At 45.6% G+C, this 17,931-nt stretch carries 16 protein-coding genes; 3 read left to right on the forward strand and 13 right to left on the reverse strand.

Annotated elements, in window-relative coordinates:
- Nucleotides 1-96: 96 nt before the first annotated feature.
- From CHA6605_RS07875 to CHA6605_RS37170, 3 genes are all read right to left on the reverse strand, one after another.
- Entirely contained in the window at nucleotides 97-1,074 is a 978-nt protein-coding gene (locus CHA6605_RS07875) for a group II intron maturase-specific domain-containing protein (protein ID WP_086936189.1), read from the reverse strand.
- Between the two features lie 86 nt (nucleotides 1,075-1,160).
- Entirely contained in the window at nucleotides 1,161-2,825 is a 1,665-nt protein-coding gene (ltrA, locus tag CHA6605_RS07880) for a group II intron reverse transcriptase/maturase (RefSeq protein WP_015158954.1), read from the reverse strand.
- 582 nt (nucleotides 2,826-3,407) lie between these two features.
- A complete protein-coding gene (locus CHA6605_RS37170; protein ID WP_086936190.1) occupies nucleotides 3,408-4,154 on the reverse strand; it encodes a reverse transcriptase N-terminal domain-containing protein in 747 nt (248 codons plus the stop codon).
- Between the two features lie 683 nt (nucleotides 4,155-4,837).
- Between CHA6605_RS37170 and CHA6605_RS07890 the strand changes: the two genes are divergently transcribed.
- Nucleotides 4,838-5,602, forward strand: a complete 765-nt coding sequence (locus CHA6605_RS07890; protein ID WP_041547764.1) for a hypothetical protein — start codon at nucleotides 4,838-4,840, stop codon at nucleotides 5,600-5,602.
- A gap of 121 nt (nucleotides 5,603-5,723) precedes the next feature.
- Nucleotides 5,724-5,936, forward strand: a complete 213-nt coding sequence (locus CHA6605_RS07895) for an excisionase family DNA-binding protein (protein WP_041547766.1) — start codon at nucleotides 5,724-5,726, stop codon at nucleotides 5,934-5,936.
- Nucleotides 5,937-6,127: 191 nt separating this feature from the next.
- Here the strand turns inward: CHA6605_RS07895 and topA are convergent, their stop codons facing one another.
- The 3 genes from topA to CHA6605_RS07910 form a co-directional block, all read right to left on the reverse strand.
- On the reverse strand, nucleotides 6,128-8,305 hold the full coding sequence (gene topA / locus CHA6605_RS07900; RefSeq protein WP_015158955.1) for a type I DNA topoisomerase: 2,178 nt from the start codon (nucleotides 8,303-8,305) through the stop codon (nucleotides 6,128-6,130).
- A 12-nt stretch (nucleotides 8,306-8,317) separates the two neighbouring features.
- Nucleotides 8,318-8,452 carry a hypothetical protein gene (locus CHA6605_RS36115; protein WP_269744569.1) on the reverse strand — a complete coding sequence of 45 codons (135 nt, stop codon included), beginning with the start codon at nucleotides 8,450-8,452 and terminating at the stop codon, nucleotides 8,318-8,320.
- A 335-nt stretch (nucleotides 8,453-8,787) separates the two neighbouring features.
- Nucleotides 8,788-10,113 (reverse strand): ISNCY family transposase, encoded by a 1,326-nt coding sequence (locus CHA6605_RS07910; protein ID WP_015158142.1) that lies wholly within the window; start codon nucleotides 10,111-10,113, stop codon nucleotides 8,788-8,790.
- Between the two features lie 181 nt (nucleotides 10,114-10,294).
- Here CHA6605_RS07910 and CHA6605_RS07915 point away from each other — a divergent pair, with 181 nt between their 5' ends.
- Entirely contained in the window at nucleotides 10,295-11,017 is a 723-nt protein-coding gene (locus tag CHA6605_RS07915) for a hypothetical protein (protein ID WP_015158957.1), read from the forward strand.
- Between the two features lie 150 nt (nucleotides 11,018-11,167).
- Here CHA6605_RS07915 and CHA6605_RS07920 read toward each other — a convergent pair whose 3' ends face one another.
- The 7 genes from CHA6605_RS07920 to CHA6605_RS07950 all read right to left on the reverse strand — a co-directional run bounded on the left by CHA6605_RS07920 (nucleotide 11,168) and on the right by CHA6605_RS07950 (nucleotide 17,931).
- Complete coding sequence (locus CHA6605_RS07920) at nucleotides 11,168-12,193, reverse strand: hypothetical protein (RefSeq protein WP_015158958.1); 1,026 nt, start codon at nucleotides 12,191-12,193, stop codon at nucleotides 11,168-11,170.
- A 638-nt stretch (nucleotides 12,194-12,831) separates the two neighbouring features.
- The gene (locus tag CHA6605_RS07925) at nucleotides 12,832-13,425 is read right to left on the reverse strand and encodes a hypothetical protein (protein WP_015158959.1); all 594 of its coding nucleotides are present in this window, start codon (nucleotides 13,423-13,425) and stop codon (nucleotides 12,832-12,834) included.
- Nucleotides 13,426-13,472: 47 nt separating this feature from the next.
- Nucleotides 13,473-14,192, reverse strand: a complete 720-nt coding sequence (locus tag CHA6605_RS07930) for an AAA family ATPase (RefSeq protein ID WP_015158960.1) — start codon at nucleotides 14,190-14,192, stop codon at nucleotides 13,473-13,475.
- A 47-nt stretch (nucleotides 14,193-14,239) separates the two neighbouring features.
- Nucleotides 14,240-14,455: a hypothetical protein gene (locus CHA6605_RS07935; protein WP_015158961.1), complete on the reverse strand. Its 216-nt coding sequence runs from the start codon at nucleotides 14,453-14,455 to the stop codon at nucleotides 14,240-14,242.
- A gap of 69 nt (nucleotides 14,456-14,524) precedes the next feature.
- Nucleotides 14,525-15,220, reverse strand: coding sequence for a transposase (locus tag CHA6605_RS07940; protein ID WP_198288354.1), 696 nt, complete (start codon nucleotides 15,218-15,220; stop codon nucleotides 14,525-14,527).
- Nucleotides 15,160-15,726 (reverse strand): helix-turn-helix domain-containing protein, encoded by a 567-nt coding sequence (locus tag CHA6605_RS07945; protein ID WP_041547411.1) that lies wholly within the window; start codon nucleotides 15,724-15,726, stop codon nucleotides 15,160-15,162. The genes CHA6605_RS07940 and CHA6605_RS07945 overlap by 61 nt, the downstream gene beginning before the upstream one ends.
- A gap of 45 nt (nucleotides 15,727-15,771) precedes the next feature.
- Nucleotides 15,772-17,931 carry a Mu transposase C-terminal domain-containing protein gene (locus CHA6605_RS07950; RefSeq protein WP_015158962.1) on the reverse strand — a complete coding sequence of 720 codons (2,160 nt, stop codon included), beginning with the start codon at nucleotides 17,929-17,931 and terminating at the stop codon, nucleotides 15,772-15,774.

A 17,931-nucleotide genomic window follows, 5' to 3' on the forward strand; every position in this document is an offset into this window, starting at 1 on the left:
ATGTCAAAAATTTGTAGGGTAGGTCAGAGGCATTGCTGCCCCTTTCCCCCCGAGAAACCGTGCTTACAAGTTTTCCAAGTACACGGCTTGAGCAATTCACTTTTTGTGGTGAATTTTGTGGTGGCAATATTGATGAACCCAGATTAAGTTTCTGATTTCGTCTTTGCCACCTTGACATTTAGGGATAATGTGGTGCAAGTCTATAGGTTCGTCATTAAAGAGCGATTCCCCACAAACCTTACATTTATATCCTTGTAGGTTGGCTACCTTTTCTTTGGCTTTATTATATCTGGTGGCTTCACTCTTAGCTTTGGTTCTCCATCTTTTCTCCCAGTAATCCTTTAATTTAGGGTCATCTGGGGAGGCAGTTTTAGTTACCATTGCATATCTCTCGATCTTAAACCAAGCGAAGTTGAGCATGTATGCCCCGATCTTTTTATCGCCAAAGTCCCATTTGGAATTCCTCGACAGGTTCAGTCTACCCCAGTACTTTCCTTTTTTCCAATAAGTTGGTTTATTAGGGTGGGTTCTGTTGGCATACCTTTTTTGTCGAGTAAATAGGTAATCATCTAAATTCCTAAAAATTTCACTTGATACTACCTTGCGGCAATACTCGGCAATACCCCTAATGATGGGGTTTATTTTAGCAATTAAAAGTCCTACTGTTTGTCCGTGGTATTTAAGGAATGTTTTCCTAATTTTGGATTTAACTTCCTTCACAAACTTATTACTAGGCTTGATAAGTAGCTTCCATCCTGTTTTGGTGTTGTTGACTTTATATTGTCTGATGTTGAATCCCAGAAAGTCGAATCCTTCGGAAATGTGGATTATTTTGGTCTTTTCCTTAGAAAGTTCCAGACCTCTTAATCCTAGCCATTCTTCTGTGGTTTCTTTTGCTTTAAGAGCATCCTCTTCTGACTCGCACAGTATTACAAAGTCGTCCCCATACCTGACCAGTATTCTTTTACCTTGACTTTCGCCTCTGTTGTTGTATTTAACACCTAAATGTTTCTCCAACCCATTGAGAGCGATATTGGCTAAAAGTGGTGAGAATGGAGTAGGAACAAAGCGCACCTCTAAACCTTACAGTTTATGTGTTTCTTCATTCCTCTCCCCAAACCGGACGTGAGACTTTCACCTCATCCGGCTTTCCATCATTGTTACGTGCTTCGTCCATACGAAGGCGTTTGAACATGACAATCACGACAAAGAAGTTGAAGATTTTCCGCCTCATCTTTACCCTTTGATTTTCGGGATTTGATGTGGTGTAGATCTAAGTTAATCGTGCTCGAACACACTTGACACTTAGCTCCTCTTTCAGCTTTAATTGTCTCCTTCAGCTCGCGCCATTGGGAATTATCGGCGTTGCCCAGCCACACCTGTTCCGATAAAGGTTGGTCGGCTAGTGGCACCCCTGTCCGATACTCTCCCTGAATATAAGGATTTTCGGGAGAGCGAGAACGATATTTAGTTAATGGTAAATCACTCAAGCGATAGAGATAAAGAATCTTGTCACCGTTGCGAATACCCAAGTTAAATCTCCGACCATCCTCGCGCAGTTTATACATCTTGATGATGTGTTTGGGGGATAACTTATGCCGTTTACAAAGCCAGCGAAATAGTCGTTGATTGACCCAAAAGTCTAAATCTTTGGCTATATCTTTAACATTGCAGTGACGATAATAGTTAATCCACCCTCTTAAAACTGCATTCAGGGCAGAGAATTTCAACAAGGGGGAATCTTGAAACCATTTTCGCTTGGTCATCTCCTTAATGGTCTGTTTGAACTTCTTAATGTTTTTCAATGCAGGTGTGACCAACATTTTAGGTCGGTCGTGTCCGCTGACATAGCGTTGAATGTGAAAACCTAAGAAGTCAATACCATCATTAACATGGGTAATGTGCGTTTTTTCCAGCGACAATTCAAGTTGGAGTTCTTCTTTGAGGAAGATGCTAAATTCTTCCTTGAGTCTCATCGCTTCTGCTTTGCTGCCATTGGTCAGTAATAACCAATCATCTGCATAGCGGATTAAAGCACAATTTCCTTGATGTCTGGTACGGCGACGTTCTTTCTCTTTGCGGTCGAGGTTGCCATATTTCTGCCACCAATAGAGATCTAATTGGTGCAAGTAAATATTCGCCAAAAGCGGCGAACAAATACCACCTTGCGGTGTACCGATATCGGTATGTTTGAACAGATGACCTTCCATGATTCCCGCTTTGAGAAAACTTTCTACCAGTTTCAGGAGACGATTATCGGCGATTCTTTTCGCCATGATTTTGAGCAGTATCTGATGATGAATACTGTCAAATGCCGCTTTGATATCTCCCTCAATTACCCAATAGTATTTGTTGCGACGGTTAATGTAGCTATCTAATCTGGCGATGCAATCTTGAGTTCTGCGCTGTGGTCGAAAACCATTGGAGCAGTTCAGAAAGTCACTTTCATAGATTGGCTCTAACACCATCTTCAACAACATTTGGACTGTTCTGTCCTTGAGTGTGGGAATACCTAGCGGTCGTTGTTTACCATTTGATTTGGGGATGTAAACGCGACGGACTGGCATCGGTCGGAATTGTTTGGTTTGTAATTCCGTCCGTAACGCATTCACGAATTCAGTTTTGGCTGATTCCGCTGCGAGCGTCTTTTTTGTAATGCCGTCTATCCCTGCCGTTTTAGCTCCTGTATTGGAGAGTACGGCTGTTAAGGCGGTTCTAATCCAATCCTCTCGACAAATGAGTCGATACAGATCGTCGAACTGATGTTCTGCTTGATGCTGTGCCTTGATGGCGAGACTATGTTGGGTTTTGATGATATCGGACATACGTTTTAGTCCTCTCTAGTTCCCTTAACTTATCTCTAACAATGACTGCCATCCTTCGCCATGTACCAGACTATTTTCTGGCTCGGACTACTACGATGGCTCTGCCACACGATAACTACTTCAGTTGCAGCTAACCCAGTCTCAATCGACCAGTTATCGTGCTTCCTACGTTCATACAGTGGTACGTGATTGTCTAGCCTTAGACTTCCTCTTTACACCAATCGGATACAGACCCAGTATCCGCGACAACAGCCGATGGTTTATACCTCTATAACCAGAGCAGTTCAGTCCGAATAAACAGACTTTTTCATCAGTAGCGTCGAACACTGATTTACCTGTTGTCTCACGCCATCTCTGTTGTTTATCAGCGTGTCCAAGGTGACGGTGCTTCGGACAAGGATTCCTCTCGTAGTCATAGCTAGACTCAGGCTCGAAACCTCATGCTGTAACAGAGTGCCAGCATTTTGTCCCTTGTTCCCCAGGCTTCAAACAGGTTCTCACTCATTGTCCCCTGCCTGCTGGGTCAGCCTTAATACCTTGAGGTAGGTATTATCTCGTGGTTGTTTTGGCTCACCTAGAGCATTACCACTGTACGCTTCGCAGCGCACTAATCCCCCCTTGCGGGGTTCCAGATTCGGTTCGTTGGAATGTGTTACCATCCACGTAACCTGATTTGAGCCACGCACTGATTAATCTTCTAGCGGGAAAATTCCCGATTGATTTCATCAGATTATTATGGTCAATGTTATCGAAACATCCGCTGATGTCGGCATCTACTATCCATTTCTTCGTCTTATTAGGACGTGTAGCTGAATAGATTTTGCAAATAGAATCATGGACGCTCCGACCTGGGCGGAAACCGTAGCTACACCCTTCAAACTTGGCTTCCCAGTAAGGTTCTAGGGCATTCTTGACGATTGCCTGGAGACACCTATCTCTAATGGTTGGTATGCCTAGCGGTCTATTCTTTCCGTTTGATTTAGGTATGTATACTCGTCGGGTAGGTTTTGGTTGCCAATCATTGTTATTCATGGCTAGGTCATTAGTTAGTTTCATCCTTTGTAAGGGTGTCTTGACTAAAACCCTGTCTACCCCTGCGCTCTTTCTTCCTTGGTTATCTTGTGTCGCTTTCCTTACGGAGAGTAAGACGTTAGAATAACTACGGAGCATTAACCGCTGTAACGAGCGTACCCTTTTGATGTCACCATTTTGAGTTGCCTTAAATATTCGCTGTCTCAATTGCCTAACGATGCGATTAGATTTCCGCCAGTTGACGTTATGCCAGTCGCTGTTCTCAATCGTTACGCTTACATCAGTTATCTGTTGCATCTAGCTTTTCTGATTAAGTTCGGTTCTTTTACTTTGAACATCTAGACTGAATCACCTGTTGAAGTCAGCACCCTTTCAAGTTGGGTATTGCCCTATCCATCCAGTTATTAGCATTGGAGCTTTTTCCTGTTCCCTTTCGAGCAATGGCATTCGCTTTTTCAACATCCTCTTCCCCCTTAGTAGTTCAGCTTTCCTTGCGGTTAGCTTACTTCAATTGTTAATTAAAGAACTAATGGGGATTGCCCCGTTTCACACCGTTGAGATGCGACGTATTTAGGTTCCTGCTATACTCCGAGGGTATATGGTAGTCCAAATTAACTGAAGTATGAAGTTAATTCTTTTGTCAAACAAAATCTGGGTGTTTGACCTTAACCCTGAGATAGCCTAATCATCGTTGGCTATTTTGATATAACGAAGTCTAAAATGCAAGTTCACAAAATGTTAACCATGTACGTCTTACCCTAGCCCGTTGTTTCCTCGTATGATTCGATTCGCAGCAGACATTTAACCCTCTAGCTGTGATACGTTGCCGTTACCAGCAACGCACCTTTGAGCGGGTACAGTCTTGACTACTAGACTGGAGCCTTTCTAAGGGACTCACTCTTTGGTGCGCCTTTCGGGTCGCACATACTCTCTACCATAATAACTGTCCCGATGGATTTGGCAGTGCGCTCGCCGCTTACTTGAAATTTGGTGACAAATCCGAATATATCGGTGTCAAACATCAACAAGACCCACCAGAAATGGAACCAGGTTCAGAAGTTTATATTCTCGACTTTAGTTACCCGCGACAGGTGATGGAATCACTGTTAGAACGACACACTCAAGTCATCACTCTCGACCACCATAAAACAGCCCAAGAAGCACTACTGGGATTACGCGGTGCCCTATTCGATATGAATCGATCTGGCGCGATGATTAGCTGGGAATACTTTCATCCAGAGCGACCGATTCCCGACCTATTTAGGTACATTCAAGACCGCGATCTGTGGCAATGGAAATTAGAGGGTACTGGCGAAATTGCCGCCGGATTGCAATTACTCCCGCAAGAATTCGACCTCTGGATTGAATTACTTACGCCCGAAGGTTTAAAGCAGTTACGGCAAGATGGTAAGACTATTTTGAGATACCAAACTAAGGAAATTCAGGGTTTATTAAAGCACGTCTATCTAGACAATCTCCCGCCTTATCAAGCCCCGACTGGAGCATGGATAACTGGAGCTAAAATCCCGCTAATTAATTGCTCCAATTACGATATCGTTTCCGATCTGTGTCACCAAATGCTCGAAGAGTACCCCGATTATCCCGTTGTGGCTAGCTGGTTGAGAGGGAAGTCGAGTATTTCTTATTCCCTCCGTTCTGTACCGGACTTTGACTGTTCGGAGATAGCTAAACTTTATGGAGGCGGCGGACACAAGAATAGTGCGGGGTTTAAACTTGCCATCTAAAACCTTTTGGTGGCTCCTTCGACTCAGAGGGGTTCGATTTGGCAGAAACTAATGAAGGATTGGCAGATCTCGATTGCAAACTTTGATGCTAAAGTTCTACTCACACCGATCTAAAAACAACATGAATTTATCACCGGAATGGGCTAAGACTTTTGCGGAACATGCCGAACTTTCTGCTCGTGAGGCTGCGGATTTATTGAATATTCCTTATGCGGTATTGGTCGCGGCGATTGAATTAGGGGAAATTCTACACCGGAAGGTAGGTAAGTCTTACCGGATTCGGTTCAACGATCTGATGGATTATAAAGCGAGGATCGATCTGGCTAAATCGTAATGAAATTAGGATCGCTAACCTGACTTTTCACGTTAAGTCTGAACTGCAATCTGGAGATGTAAAAAACCTCATCATTTTCACTGAGCATCGATCGCACAGCCATCATCACAAAGCTCTCGATCTTTGAGCAGTTGCTGACGCTGGGCAACGATCGTTTTCAGGGACAAATATCTATGGAATGTACAATCGAACTATTGTGCGTTTACCTTAATCGATTTAGCAACCTCCGCATCGAGATTACCCAATTTTGGACTCCACCATTGCCCTTCTTTGCCCCGAAAATAAGCGACATCCTTGTGTTTGAGCTTGGTTCTAGCTTCCGCATCCGAACACCTTAACATCGACTTGGATTGCCCGTCTTTCATGTAGCTATATTCTTCCAACGGCTTTTTGCAAACCGGACAAGGATGTTCTGTTGACTTTGCTGGCGATGACTGCTCGGTTTTTGCCTGTGGAATCTGCCATTCATTCGTTCGCTCCGACCAAAACATTACCAATCCCTTTCCCTCACTATTTTTACAGCCATCCTCACACTTGAGGAAATAGCCCTTCTTAACTTTCTTGGTGGGTACTTTAGACATTGGCTTGCTACAGGTCGGACATTTCGATCTTGATTTCTCCAGCTCTTTACCTTGGAACGATCCATAATCCTGTTCCGGTAGATTCAGAGTCGCCTTACTTAATGCTGGTGCAAAATAGCTCCGGTTCCATTCAATCAGGTAGCTTTGCCATTCCTGCTGACCCTTGGAGATCGCATCGAGTTGAGTTTCCATCCCAGCGGTAAATTCTGATTGAATCAACTCTGGCAATGCTTGCATCAGAAAGTCATCCACTTGCAAACCCACAGTCGTCGGCTGTACTTTGCTCTTGACTAGCTCGACATAATTACGCTGCTTGAGGGTGGCAATCGTCGGCGCGTAAGTGGAAGGACGACCGATCCCGCGACGTTCCATCAATTGAACGAGTTTTGGTTCGCTGTAACGTGGCGGTGGTTGAGTCTGCTTCTGCTCGTGACTGACATTAGTAGCGGTGAGTGGTTGTTTTGGTTGCAAGCTCGGTAGGATGGCATCACCGCTAATATCTTTCCAATATTTGGCATAGCCAGCAAATTCAAGCATTTGCCCTCTCGCTTGCCACTGGATCTCGCCAGACTGGGTAACGATCGTGGTTTTACGAATCTGAGCGGGTTTGCATTGGGAGGCGATCGATCTCATCCAAATCATCAGGTACAGAGCGAATTCATCCTCGGAAAGCTGCTGTTTGAGTTCGCTGGAGGCTTTGGTGATATCTGTCGGTCTGACCGCTTCATGGGCTTCCTGAGCGTCTTTAGAACTCCGCTGTTTCGCTACCTTTGTAGGTACATTATCTTTATCGTGAGACAACAACCATTCTCTTGCAGCCTTACAAAAATCTTGACTGAGTTCGACCGAATCAGTCCGCATGTAAGTGATTAGCCCAGCTTCATAAAGCTTCTGAGCGACTGACATTGTATGTTCGGGACTGAACTTCAATCGCGCTCCAGCGGCTTGTTGGAGTGATGATGTGATAAAGGGTGCGGGTGGTTTTTTAGGAGTGAGTTTACCCTCGATCGATTTAACTTGATGGGGATTAGCTCTGCCGCTCTCCACTAACCTGTCAGCTTCGGCTTGACTCAATACCCGCGTCGATTCGGTAACTTTCTCCATTGCTCCAGCATCGTCGCTAGTTTCCTCCTCTGGGGCTGGTGAAACAGCTTGAGCCGTGCCGTTGAAGAAAGCGCGAAAACCTTCGGCATAGTCCACAAATACCGACCAATAATCCTGCGGGATGAAGGCTTGAATTTCCCGCTCTCGTTGACAGACAAGATGTAGGGTGGCAGACTGAACTCGTCCGACGCTTTTCGCGCCGTTATTCAGTCGCCAGATGAGGGGCGATCCTTTGTAGCCCACCAATTTATCCAAACAATCGCGACATCTACCCGCCTCGACAAGAGCCATATCTAGGGAGCGGGGAGAAGCAATTGCTTTCCTAACGGCGGATTCGGTAATCTCTTGATAGACCACTCGCTGGGGCTGTTTGAGCTTCAATACCTGGGCGATATGCCAGCCAATTACTTCCCCTTCCCGATCTGGATCTGAGGCGATGAAGACTCGATCTGCTTGCTTTGCTGCGGCAATTAGTCCGGCTATTGTTTGTTTGGCTCTGTCGTCGCGGGGGATGTAGCGGCAATCGATTGTCTCTGCACCCAGATCGAAGCCTAACGCACCGTCCCCATCGTTGGCGAGTTGGCGAATATGCCCGATTGAAGCCTTGACATCCCAGTCGGAGCCGAGGATACTCCTAAGCTTTTTAATTTTGCCAGCAGATTCGACGATAAGCAGATTTCGCATAAATATTGATATTCATTCATTTGCTATTCTACCTATGTGCGTAGGGAATGAAATAATCATCTCTCGATAGCCTTCAAAATCGAACGTCCAGAACTTAAACTCCTTACTAATTCGATCGACAACCTTATATTCGGCGGTTGTCTTCATAGTAAAATTAGTTATTATCGAAAAGCCTTTGCTATCTTCTTCTGTGCTCACTACAATACTTTTTAAATTGTTAGTTAACTCAGATGCCGCAGATCTCAATTTATCCGTATTGCTGGACGTTGGGAGAGTTGAAACCTCAATCGTTACTCGAACATTCATATTAGATCCCTTTACAAACTTGACGATCTAAACCCTCGACCGCCTTAGTGGCGCGCTTCGCGATCGTAGAAATCGACACTAAATTCTACCTCACAACTCAACTGGCGGCATAGCAAATAGCTTGTATCCTCCAACCCCAACCACACATCTACCACAGCAATTCCAAATTCAAAAATCTAGGAAGAGTTGGCGACCAGAGTGGAAGCCGAGCCGTAAAGCATGAAATCAATCAAAGAAGGCCAACTCTCAAAGAGTAAATATTTGGTAAGACTGAGGATATCTTGAAAAAAGCCTTTACGAGTAACACGCTTGAGACGAATCTGTCCATATGCAAGATCTGTTAAATGCAAAACAGTGTGAAAAAGGAATGCCAACAGGTTCAGCGTCAATAAACAAGCAGCTAAATGCTGCTGACCATGCCCAAAGTTATGCTCCAGATGATATCCCTTTGTTTTGAGCACATTATGATTTTCATTTTCGGTCTTCCAACGACATCGACCAGCCGCAGCAACCAGAGGTACGCTCTGTTCGTTTAATTCATGGCGGGTAATAAATGAATTTTCATATAATATTTCTCCATCTGATTGGCGGGTATGGATTAGTTTACACCAATTGACCTTCATTGCTGGCTGGGAGTCCCTTAGAGGAATTCCATTCACATATTGATAGCTATATAATTCGCTTGAATTGCTGTTCCACTGTTTCACTTCTAGCTTTTTCACCTCGCCAATACCATCCAAGTATTTCAACCAATCATAAACAGCAGTATGAGACGTTTCTAAACAGGTAAAGATAAAGTTCATTCCCGACGCTATCACCTGTTCACACATTGGTTGGTGACTGTAGAGGTCATCTCCGAGTAGAGTGATTGCTTGTCCTTGGAATTCTGGGGCATGAGTTTTGAGCCATCGTTTAGCTGCTGCCACTTCGCAGTCCTGCTTCTGGTGACCATCTTGAGGTGTGATGAATTCTGGAGCTAAGGAAATTACTTGAGATTGCCCAGGCGCAACTATTACAGGCAAAATGGCACTGTGGAAGTAAGTTACTGTGCCATTTTTGTGGGTACGGCTCGAACAGCATTTACAGTTGAGTTTGTGCGAGTCAAAATACTGAGTTCCATCCAGCGCAACTAGTAATCCACCGAGATATTCAAACGGTTTCAAGTGACCTTCTCGTCTTAAAGACTGATAGACGTGATTGAATACTCCAAATAGTGCCGTGGCTGAAATTTCATCCAGGATATTCCGAATTTGCGGCACTGTTGGGATTTTAATCATGCCAAACAGTGTCTGAGCATTGCTTTTGCCCTGATTGCTATTCATGTGCCGCTGATGTTCTAAAAAGGATTCGCTTTGCATGAAAAACATCGAAAATGCTCCCAACACAGCATCTCTGATGGTGTATTTAGTGCCATTGCTGGCAAGGCGCGGATCTTTCATCTGAAGAATTGCTCGGTTCAGATAGACTATCAATACCCCAAAACTCAGCTTCATTGGCTCCATTCTGCTTCTCTTTTTGAAGTCTCTCTATTCTCCTGCTCACCCTACCAAGTTGTCAAAATCTGAATTTGGAATTGCTGCATCTACCAGCTTCAGCCCGACTTTCGACTCAGAGTAGGTCGCATTCTTTCTAGTTCTAGCTATATAATTAAAACTATTCAGCTAGAACTAGAGATGATTGCCAATGCCAATCCGAATGTGTGCCTATGGCTTTAGCTGCGCGTCCATGATGATGGCACCAGGACTGACAGCCGAAGATTGTCCCAATAAAAACATTTGTGGCACGATTCGCCAACTAACCGAAGAAGATCGAGTCGAGCTGCATTACGCCAGAATCGAAAACAACGTGCGGACGATCGACACCATCATAACGAACAGGCGAGATGCCGCCCTCTACTTACTATCAACTCGCGCTTGTCCCCAAACTCCTGCATCCCTGGGCGTAACAGCAACACTCGCTCGACTGTGCTCGACACTCTCACTTATAGAAGAAACGATCGCCCAGTTAAGTAGCGAAGATTCTTATATTGCCCCCATCGGCGTAGAAGCTCACCGCTATCTAGTCAAACGACCTTACGGAATATATCAATACAATAAATTGACTTCTAGGGAAGCCATCTTTCCACCCCAGGAGCGAGAAGCGGAGTCGGTGCGGCGAGGTTCCCTCGCCATGCAACCGACCCAAGAAGAATCGGTAAAAGTAATTCACCTATCGTCAGATTACGACAGTCGAAATTTTGAGGGGAGAGCCGGAATCGAGCGCAGAAACAGATTGCTGGCGATCGATACTGCGCTCAATGCGGCCGAAGCACTTTTAAATCGAGCGATTGAAGCTGCTGCCAATCCCCCAGTGAACGAGGTAGTGGCTGAAAAAATCGCCCGCATTCCGCTCGAAGATGGGGTGTAGTAGATCGATCTGGCTGGCAGGAGAATTTTTATAGTTCTAGCTTATCAATCATAATATTATAGCTAGAACTATAGAAAATGTACCTCTAAAGAACCGGATCGCCACCTGAGACGATCGAGATTAAGGCGATCGATCGAAAGCCAGCAGAACTCAAAGATGCTCGGCTCGCGGATGAAAATCGGGACAGTAACACTCCAAAGGCACTCCAGTCGGAAGACCCAATGGGTAGATAGCGCAACAAGTACCACCCAATAGAGCGGAGTGAGAGGCACATTGCAAGCATTGCTGAGTTTGAGTCTCAATCCTCAATTTAGTTGCCTGAGATTTAGCCACAATCGCCCGCGCAATCGCTAATCTTTTACCCCTACCCTCCAGCCATTCGGCATACTCTTGGGCATGTGTCGATAGGAAATCTTCGATCCGCACGAGCGCGTACATCTTCATCGGCGCGTAATAACGCCCGTGGGGATTATCAAGTAATAAATCTGGCTCACCAATTCGCGCCAGCCAACCATCGGAAATTAAATAAATCGATTGTAAATTGGCATTACTGATATATTTAGGCTGCACGGGTTGAGTGTCCTCAACGCGATACAACAACCGCCAACGACACTCGCCATCGGGATGGCTAGAGCGAAAATAAACGGCTGCTGGTTTGGCTCCATGCTTGAGTTCGAGCCTTTTACTCCCAATTTCCCACAGCGTTTTTAAACCTTGACGATGGTTTTTATCCCAAGACGCGATTGGGTAAAAGTTTGGCTCGCACTCTTCAAACTCAGTACGCGCAAATAACAGATCGAAATTGGGATCGCCGAGCGGATCGCGACGTGCGGCAATCGGCTTGGTTGAATGCTTTAATTGAAGGTTAGAGCGCAATGCGGTGTCGATTGAGATTGCGTCCTGCCAGTTTATAACCTTTGCTTGGGTCTTTTGCATGGCTGGTCGGGTCGATCGACCCGACCAGGAACCTCGCCGCAAAGACTCCGCTGCCGCCCCTGGAACTATAGGCAAGCCCAAACACTTAGCTCGTGGTTTTTTCAGCCACGAGCGATAGCAACATTGGCATTTCCATCCACCTTCAGTTTTTACCAATTCATGCGCTCGGTCTGGATCTTGCCAGGAGCTATCTACTCTCGATCGAGAGCGATTGTTTGTCGATATTGTATCCTCACTCATCCGTACCATCCGCGATGCTGTGACTTACTATCCATATTTTATGCAACAATGGGGTCACGATCGAATATGGCGAGCGCACAGGCCGAGCTACTGGAGCGATTGTCACACCCATCCCGATTTGTTAGTCCATCCCTCATAGTTCTAGCTAAGTAAATTAAGTATTTTAGCTAGAACTACTGACAACGAGTGAAATTACTTGTTGGTTGTAGAGATTGATTTAATTTCAGATCTCGATCTATGTCGATCTCTATCTTTGCATTACCCAAACAAACCAAGTGTTAATCGCTGTAAACTATATTTAACGGGTATTCCAGCAAAGTTACTGTTCTACACCCCGATCGACATAAACGACCAAAAGCCGTTAACTTAGATATAGATTTAGATAAACCTGGATCGCCCAAAGTCTTTACTTTTCACTTCAAAGCCTTACTGGATGTGATGTTGCCAGGGTATTTGTTCAATTTACGACCATAAACACAATTTAACTTTATCTTTAACTCTATCTTTGTCTTTTTAACCCTATCTCTAACCCTATCTAAGTCTATCTTGCCTGGTAGTGCCAGCACAAATCACGATTCAAGAGACTCGAAGCTCAGCTCGGTCGCAAAAACCAGGAAATCAGGAGTAAATTTGCACCCTCAATCAGTAAAATAAATACAACAGGTACTCAGATCGTAAAGGCTGCCCTCTCCACATAAAAAAGGTGCCTTAGCTCCAGTATTCTGAATTAGTTGGTAGATATCCTCATTGCCCTCAAAATTAGAACCATAACAAACTTGCAGTCGGACATAGTTAAGCTGATAAAGCTGAGTCACAAAAGTTCTCACGATATTATTACACATACTCGAACATGCTTGCAGTTGGCCGATACTAAAAGTTTGCAAAATTCGCATACTCATCCAGATTCGCTGACAAACCGTCCGAAAGTAGAGCGTGTTTTGGATAGGTTTTGCCTTTTTTGTACCTGGTATTCGCGGTCTAGGCTTGAGAGTATAAAATTTAAGCTGTGAATAGTACGTCGAATGCACTCGATATCGAGTGCGATTTCTAGCACGAGTGAGGAATCCTGCTGCTTCCCAGTAAGAAATTAAGATCGCCGCATTAGTTTCATCAATCCGGCTCCAGAAGGTAAGACGGCAGGGATCGCAACTTTTACGCCATAGCTCCAACCAACAAGGTTGTCGATAGAATTCATCCGCATCATCTAACTTGTCCGCAATCGTTTTCTTCATATTACCAACCTCCAAATTTCCTCAATTAACACTAATATTCAATTACTTTAATCATCGTTATAGTCTACTTGACGAGCGAAAAAGAATGGACGATCTGCCCACTGTTGAGAGTCGATCTTTTCCCAACATTGAACCCTCGCAAATGACTCAATCCGGCTCAATCCCACCGTAATCAGCCGAATACTCCCCTTTGAAGCCTTGTGTAATCGATCGAGTAAATCTGCTTGCACTTCCACTAAACAAAGTTCTTTAGTTAACAGTTGGGTGTCTTCCAGATCGCAGGGTTTAAAATTCACCCACTGCGAAATTCGACCAGCCACAATTTTGCGTCGGGCGAGTAATTTCTCCAACTTATTGGAACCAATCAGCCAGACGGGAAGTTCGGCTAGATCGTGAATGTCTCGTGCCGCATCAATCATCCGGGGATTGTGAAATAAATAATCAGCTTCATCGATAAATAACGGACGCTGACTCAGTTTCATCTGCTCCACAATTACTTGTAACATCTGAGCGGGGAAACGCGGGGGTGGGATCGATAGCTCTGCCAGAATCGCCATTAACATCGTCGTCGGCGACCATAAAGACACCGCTCGGACATAAATTCCCCGTTCCCGATTCACCAGCCAAGCGGCGGCGGTTGATTTGCCAAAACCAGTTGGTGCATAGATTAATCCCATTCTAGGAATTCCTGGCTCGCGTCTTTGGGACTCTTGAAAGCCACTGGATAAACTGATAATATTTTTTGTAGTAACAATTTTGTAGCGCATTATTTTCACTCTTAAATAAAGATCGTTCGCTCGGCATAGATAACTCCTCAGAACTTCTCTATTAGCCATGTTTGAAACTGCTGCTCTTGTTCGGGACTGGTATAAGCTTTGAGTACGCCCAATCCTTCCGGTTCTCGAACATAGTAAAGTAAACTCTGCTTATCCTCAATCGATAAACTTTGTCGATCTCGCCAACGTGCCAGTGCCTCTTGCAGCAGGGGACGACGATCCACGACTGTCAATTGAGAAGTAATCCGTCCCATCAGCCAATCAAAAAATTGCCTTTCTTCCTGTGAAGAACTAGTATAGAGCGGCGGAAATAAACCAAGTATCTAAGAGGTTAGAGGTTTACCCTTGTAAGTCCATTTGAAGGGTTTGGCCATCGTAATGTTAAAGTAGTCCACAAACTCATGGATCCGGGCTTTCAAGTGATTTGTACTGGTAAAGCTACCGCGTCGTAACAATTTCCGTACTAGAATCCCAAACCAGATCTCAATCTGATTCATCCAAGAACAATGTTTGGGCGTGTAATGAATCACTAGCCGATGGTTTGGGTCGGCTAAAAATTGCGCTCGCGTCTCCATTGACTTCAAAATCCCCGACTGACCTTTAACACCCAGCTCCTGTGGAGTTGTCTCTAATCCGGCCACCAGCCTAACCAGCGTCTCGGATTGATGGGTATTGAGACAATCCATGACCAAATGGTATTTTGCGGCAGTGGGATATTGTGCTAAGGAACGGGTGACATGCTCGGCGAAATCAGCTTCGGTTCGAGTTGCGCCCACACTGGCCAACGCAATTCGACCAGTTGCCACATCGAAACTGGCAATTAATGATTGAGTTCCGTGTCGAGTATATTCAAACTCTACACGTTCGCACTGTCCTGGTTTCATCGGAATATTTGGCATAGTTCTCTCCAGTGCTTGAATCCCAGTCATTTCGTCCAGGCTGAGGGTGACTTCTCCTGTCAGCGCACGTTGGGGTGCTTGTTCGTAGACACGACAGATGTGTTCAACTTTGTGCCCCAATTCTGGGTCGGGGGGGGATGCAACCAGTAACTACTCTGGTGGGGTTTGAGTTCGGCTTCAGCTAGGAGTCTGCCCACATGTCGCTGGCTAATCGATGCGACGATGCCCTGTTTTATCAGTTCGGCGGCTAATTCTCTGCTCGTCCACTGACTGATGGGACGGCCGTACTGTTCGGGCGGGGCACATGCGATGGCGTATAGTTGTGTGATTTGTTCGAGGGTGAAGGTGGCTGGCGCACCTGGTCGCACGGCATCCATCAGCCGCTCGATGGCTGGCAGTTGTCGATCCTTCAACTCCAACCATCTGTTTCGCCATAATCTACTCATATCCTTGCTAATTTCTAATGTCTCAGCAATCTCACCGTGACTTTTCCCTTGGGCTGCCAAGACGATGATTTTGGCTCGGAGTGCGATTTGTTGTGGCGTTTTCTTGCGCTTGAGTAGTTGTTGTAGTTCGGCTTGTTCTACTTCATTGAGTGTAATTAGGGCAGCGGATAATCTTGGCATCCTCTGTGTTCCTCTCATTTTGATGAGCTGCTTTCAATCATAGGTCTATTTACGCCGCTCTGTACTAGTAACAGCAGCCAGAAAACCTCGTCCTTCAGGTAAGGATAAGTGTTGCATTAACAATTCCAATTCACTGGTTTCCAAAACTGGGCGAGTTTGCTGCTGTTGCCAACGATTTATCAATTCTTCTACCCGATATTGCCGCGATTGTTGTTGTTCTTGCAGCAGTAACTGTTGCTCGGACTCTGCTTCTAGCCGTTTTAGCTCTTGATGATACCGTTCTAGTTCTATTGTTGGTGGTTCTACATCAGAGCGAGCTTCAGACTCTGTAATCGCAGCAGTTATCGCTTGAATTGCTGGATAATCATGAAGTTTAGATTTGAAAACTTCTGTCAGTTCTTGAGCCGTTTTACCAACTAGCAAATAAGGATCGCTGGCTAGTTTACGCAGTAATGTTTTACCACGCTTGCGAATCTGACTCACCGATCGCAGCAAGATTTCATAGAGATGTCTGGCACGATTGGCAATGTCAGCCAGATCGATATCTGCGGCTTCCCGCCACACAGCTTGGCAAACAAATTTAGTCAGTCGATCGCTACCATAAACATAGATAGTACGAGGCTGTTGTGGATCGAAGCAGACATAGACAGTTTTGCCAATCCAACCAGCGAGTTCCGCCGCGACGTACAGACGACCACAAACTGAGATACCTTGCCTTCCAACTTGTCGCGTCCCCTCCTTGCCTGGTGCTGTCATCATTAAAAAATCTAGCTCGCGTGGATTGTGGATCTGGTGTGGCACCCAACCACCATCAACCGCTGCCGCTAAAACCTCCAGCGGAGATTTACCCTCTAGTCCAATCCCCGCTCGTCCGTGTGGACGTTGCTCGTAATCTAACCGCCAGAGATCGCACCACCGTTGAAAATCCTCAACTGACATCGCCAGTTCGATTCCAGCACAATTTCGATTGGATGAAGCACGTAACGATTGACGTTCTGCAACGCTGTGACCGACAAAAAAGGGGTTTTTAACTAGATCCCGATGTTGAAAAGTCCGGTTGAACCGTTCGACAAACGGCTTTTGTTCGGGATGCCCAGGTAAACAGCGCAAATCTTCGGTATCCACTCCTAAATTAGCCAGAAACCTTTGAACGCGGCGGCTGAGATATTCCTTGCCACAATCGGTGCGGATCTGTTCTGGCACTCCCCACTTCAAAATTGCCCGAGCAATTAACAGACAAACAGCCTCACCATTGTTCTGGGCTGACACTTTCAGCATCACTCGGCGGGTAAAAATATCGATACAGGCAATTACAAATACTCGATCCAGTCGAATCTCACCAGCACGTTCCGATTTACACTCGATATCAACGCGCATCGAGTCGATCTCCCACACCTGATTCGGGCGAAATACATTTTGCGATCTCGACCCAAATGCTGGACTGACCGTTCCTTTAACCCGATCTGGCGACATGTACATTGCCCACTCCTGCGGACGATTGGAGCGGAATTGCCTCAGCCACGCTCGTACTTGTCCGAGCGAACAAGTCTCAGGATCTAACCCAAATTCAAACTGCAAGATGTCATAAATCTGGCTTGCACCCCAATGCTTGCCACCAGCAGCCAGACAAGTTTCAATCGCCGCTGGCAAGTCTGGATCTGAGTCAATTCTGCCAGTGCCACGACGATGACCGTAGTTGCCACCGAGTGCCGAGATGGTAGGAGCTTCTCGACGCAGCTTTTGTTTGGCTTTAAGGGTACTGCGAGAGAGCTTGGGCAGGTACGCATAAACCCAATTTACTAGAGCTAATTGTCGGTCGTTATAAGCTCGAACGAAGGCTGTATCTCGATCTAGTACCGTCTCAAATGTATTGCTAGCGCACCAATGTTCGTAGGCTCTGAGAATTGCCAGCCAAGCATCGATCCGTTGCTCGCTCGTTGGTTTGACTTGCTGTACTTGAGGTCTGACCTTTGGACTCCCGATTGAAGGCTCGATATTTACATCGACTATCCGACCGGAGTTATGAATCAATGCTGTTTGAGCTGTTTGTGGCAAGCTATTGTAAGCGTACTCTCGACCGCCGCCGCGCCCCGTTCGCTGCCGCGACTGCCATTGTTCGGCTTTGGCTTTTCTTGCAACGTTGTTGGGCAAAGCTGGTAGATCTGGTAATCCTGCTAGCTCGAATGCTGAGTACCATTGTTTCAT

Origin of the sequence: Chamaesiphon minutus PCC 6605 (genome assembly GCF_000317145.1) — a bacterium.
Taxonomy (GTDB): domain Bacteria; phylum Cyanobacteriota; class Cyanobacteriia; order Cyanobacteriales; family Chamaesiphonaceae; genus Chamaesiphon; species Chamaesiphon minutus.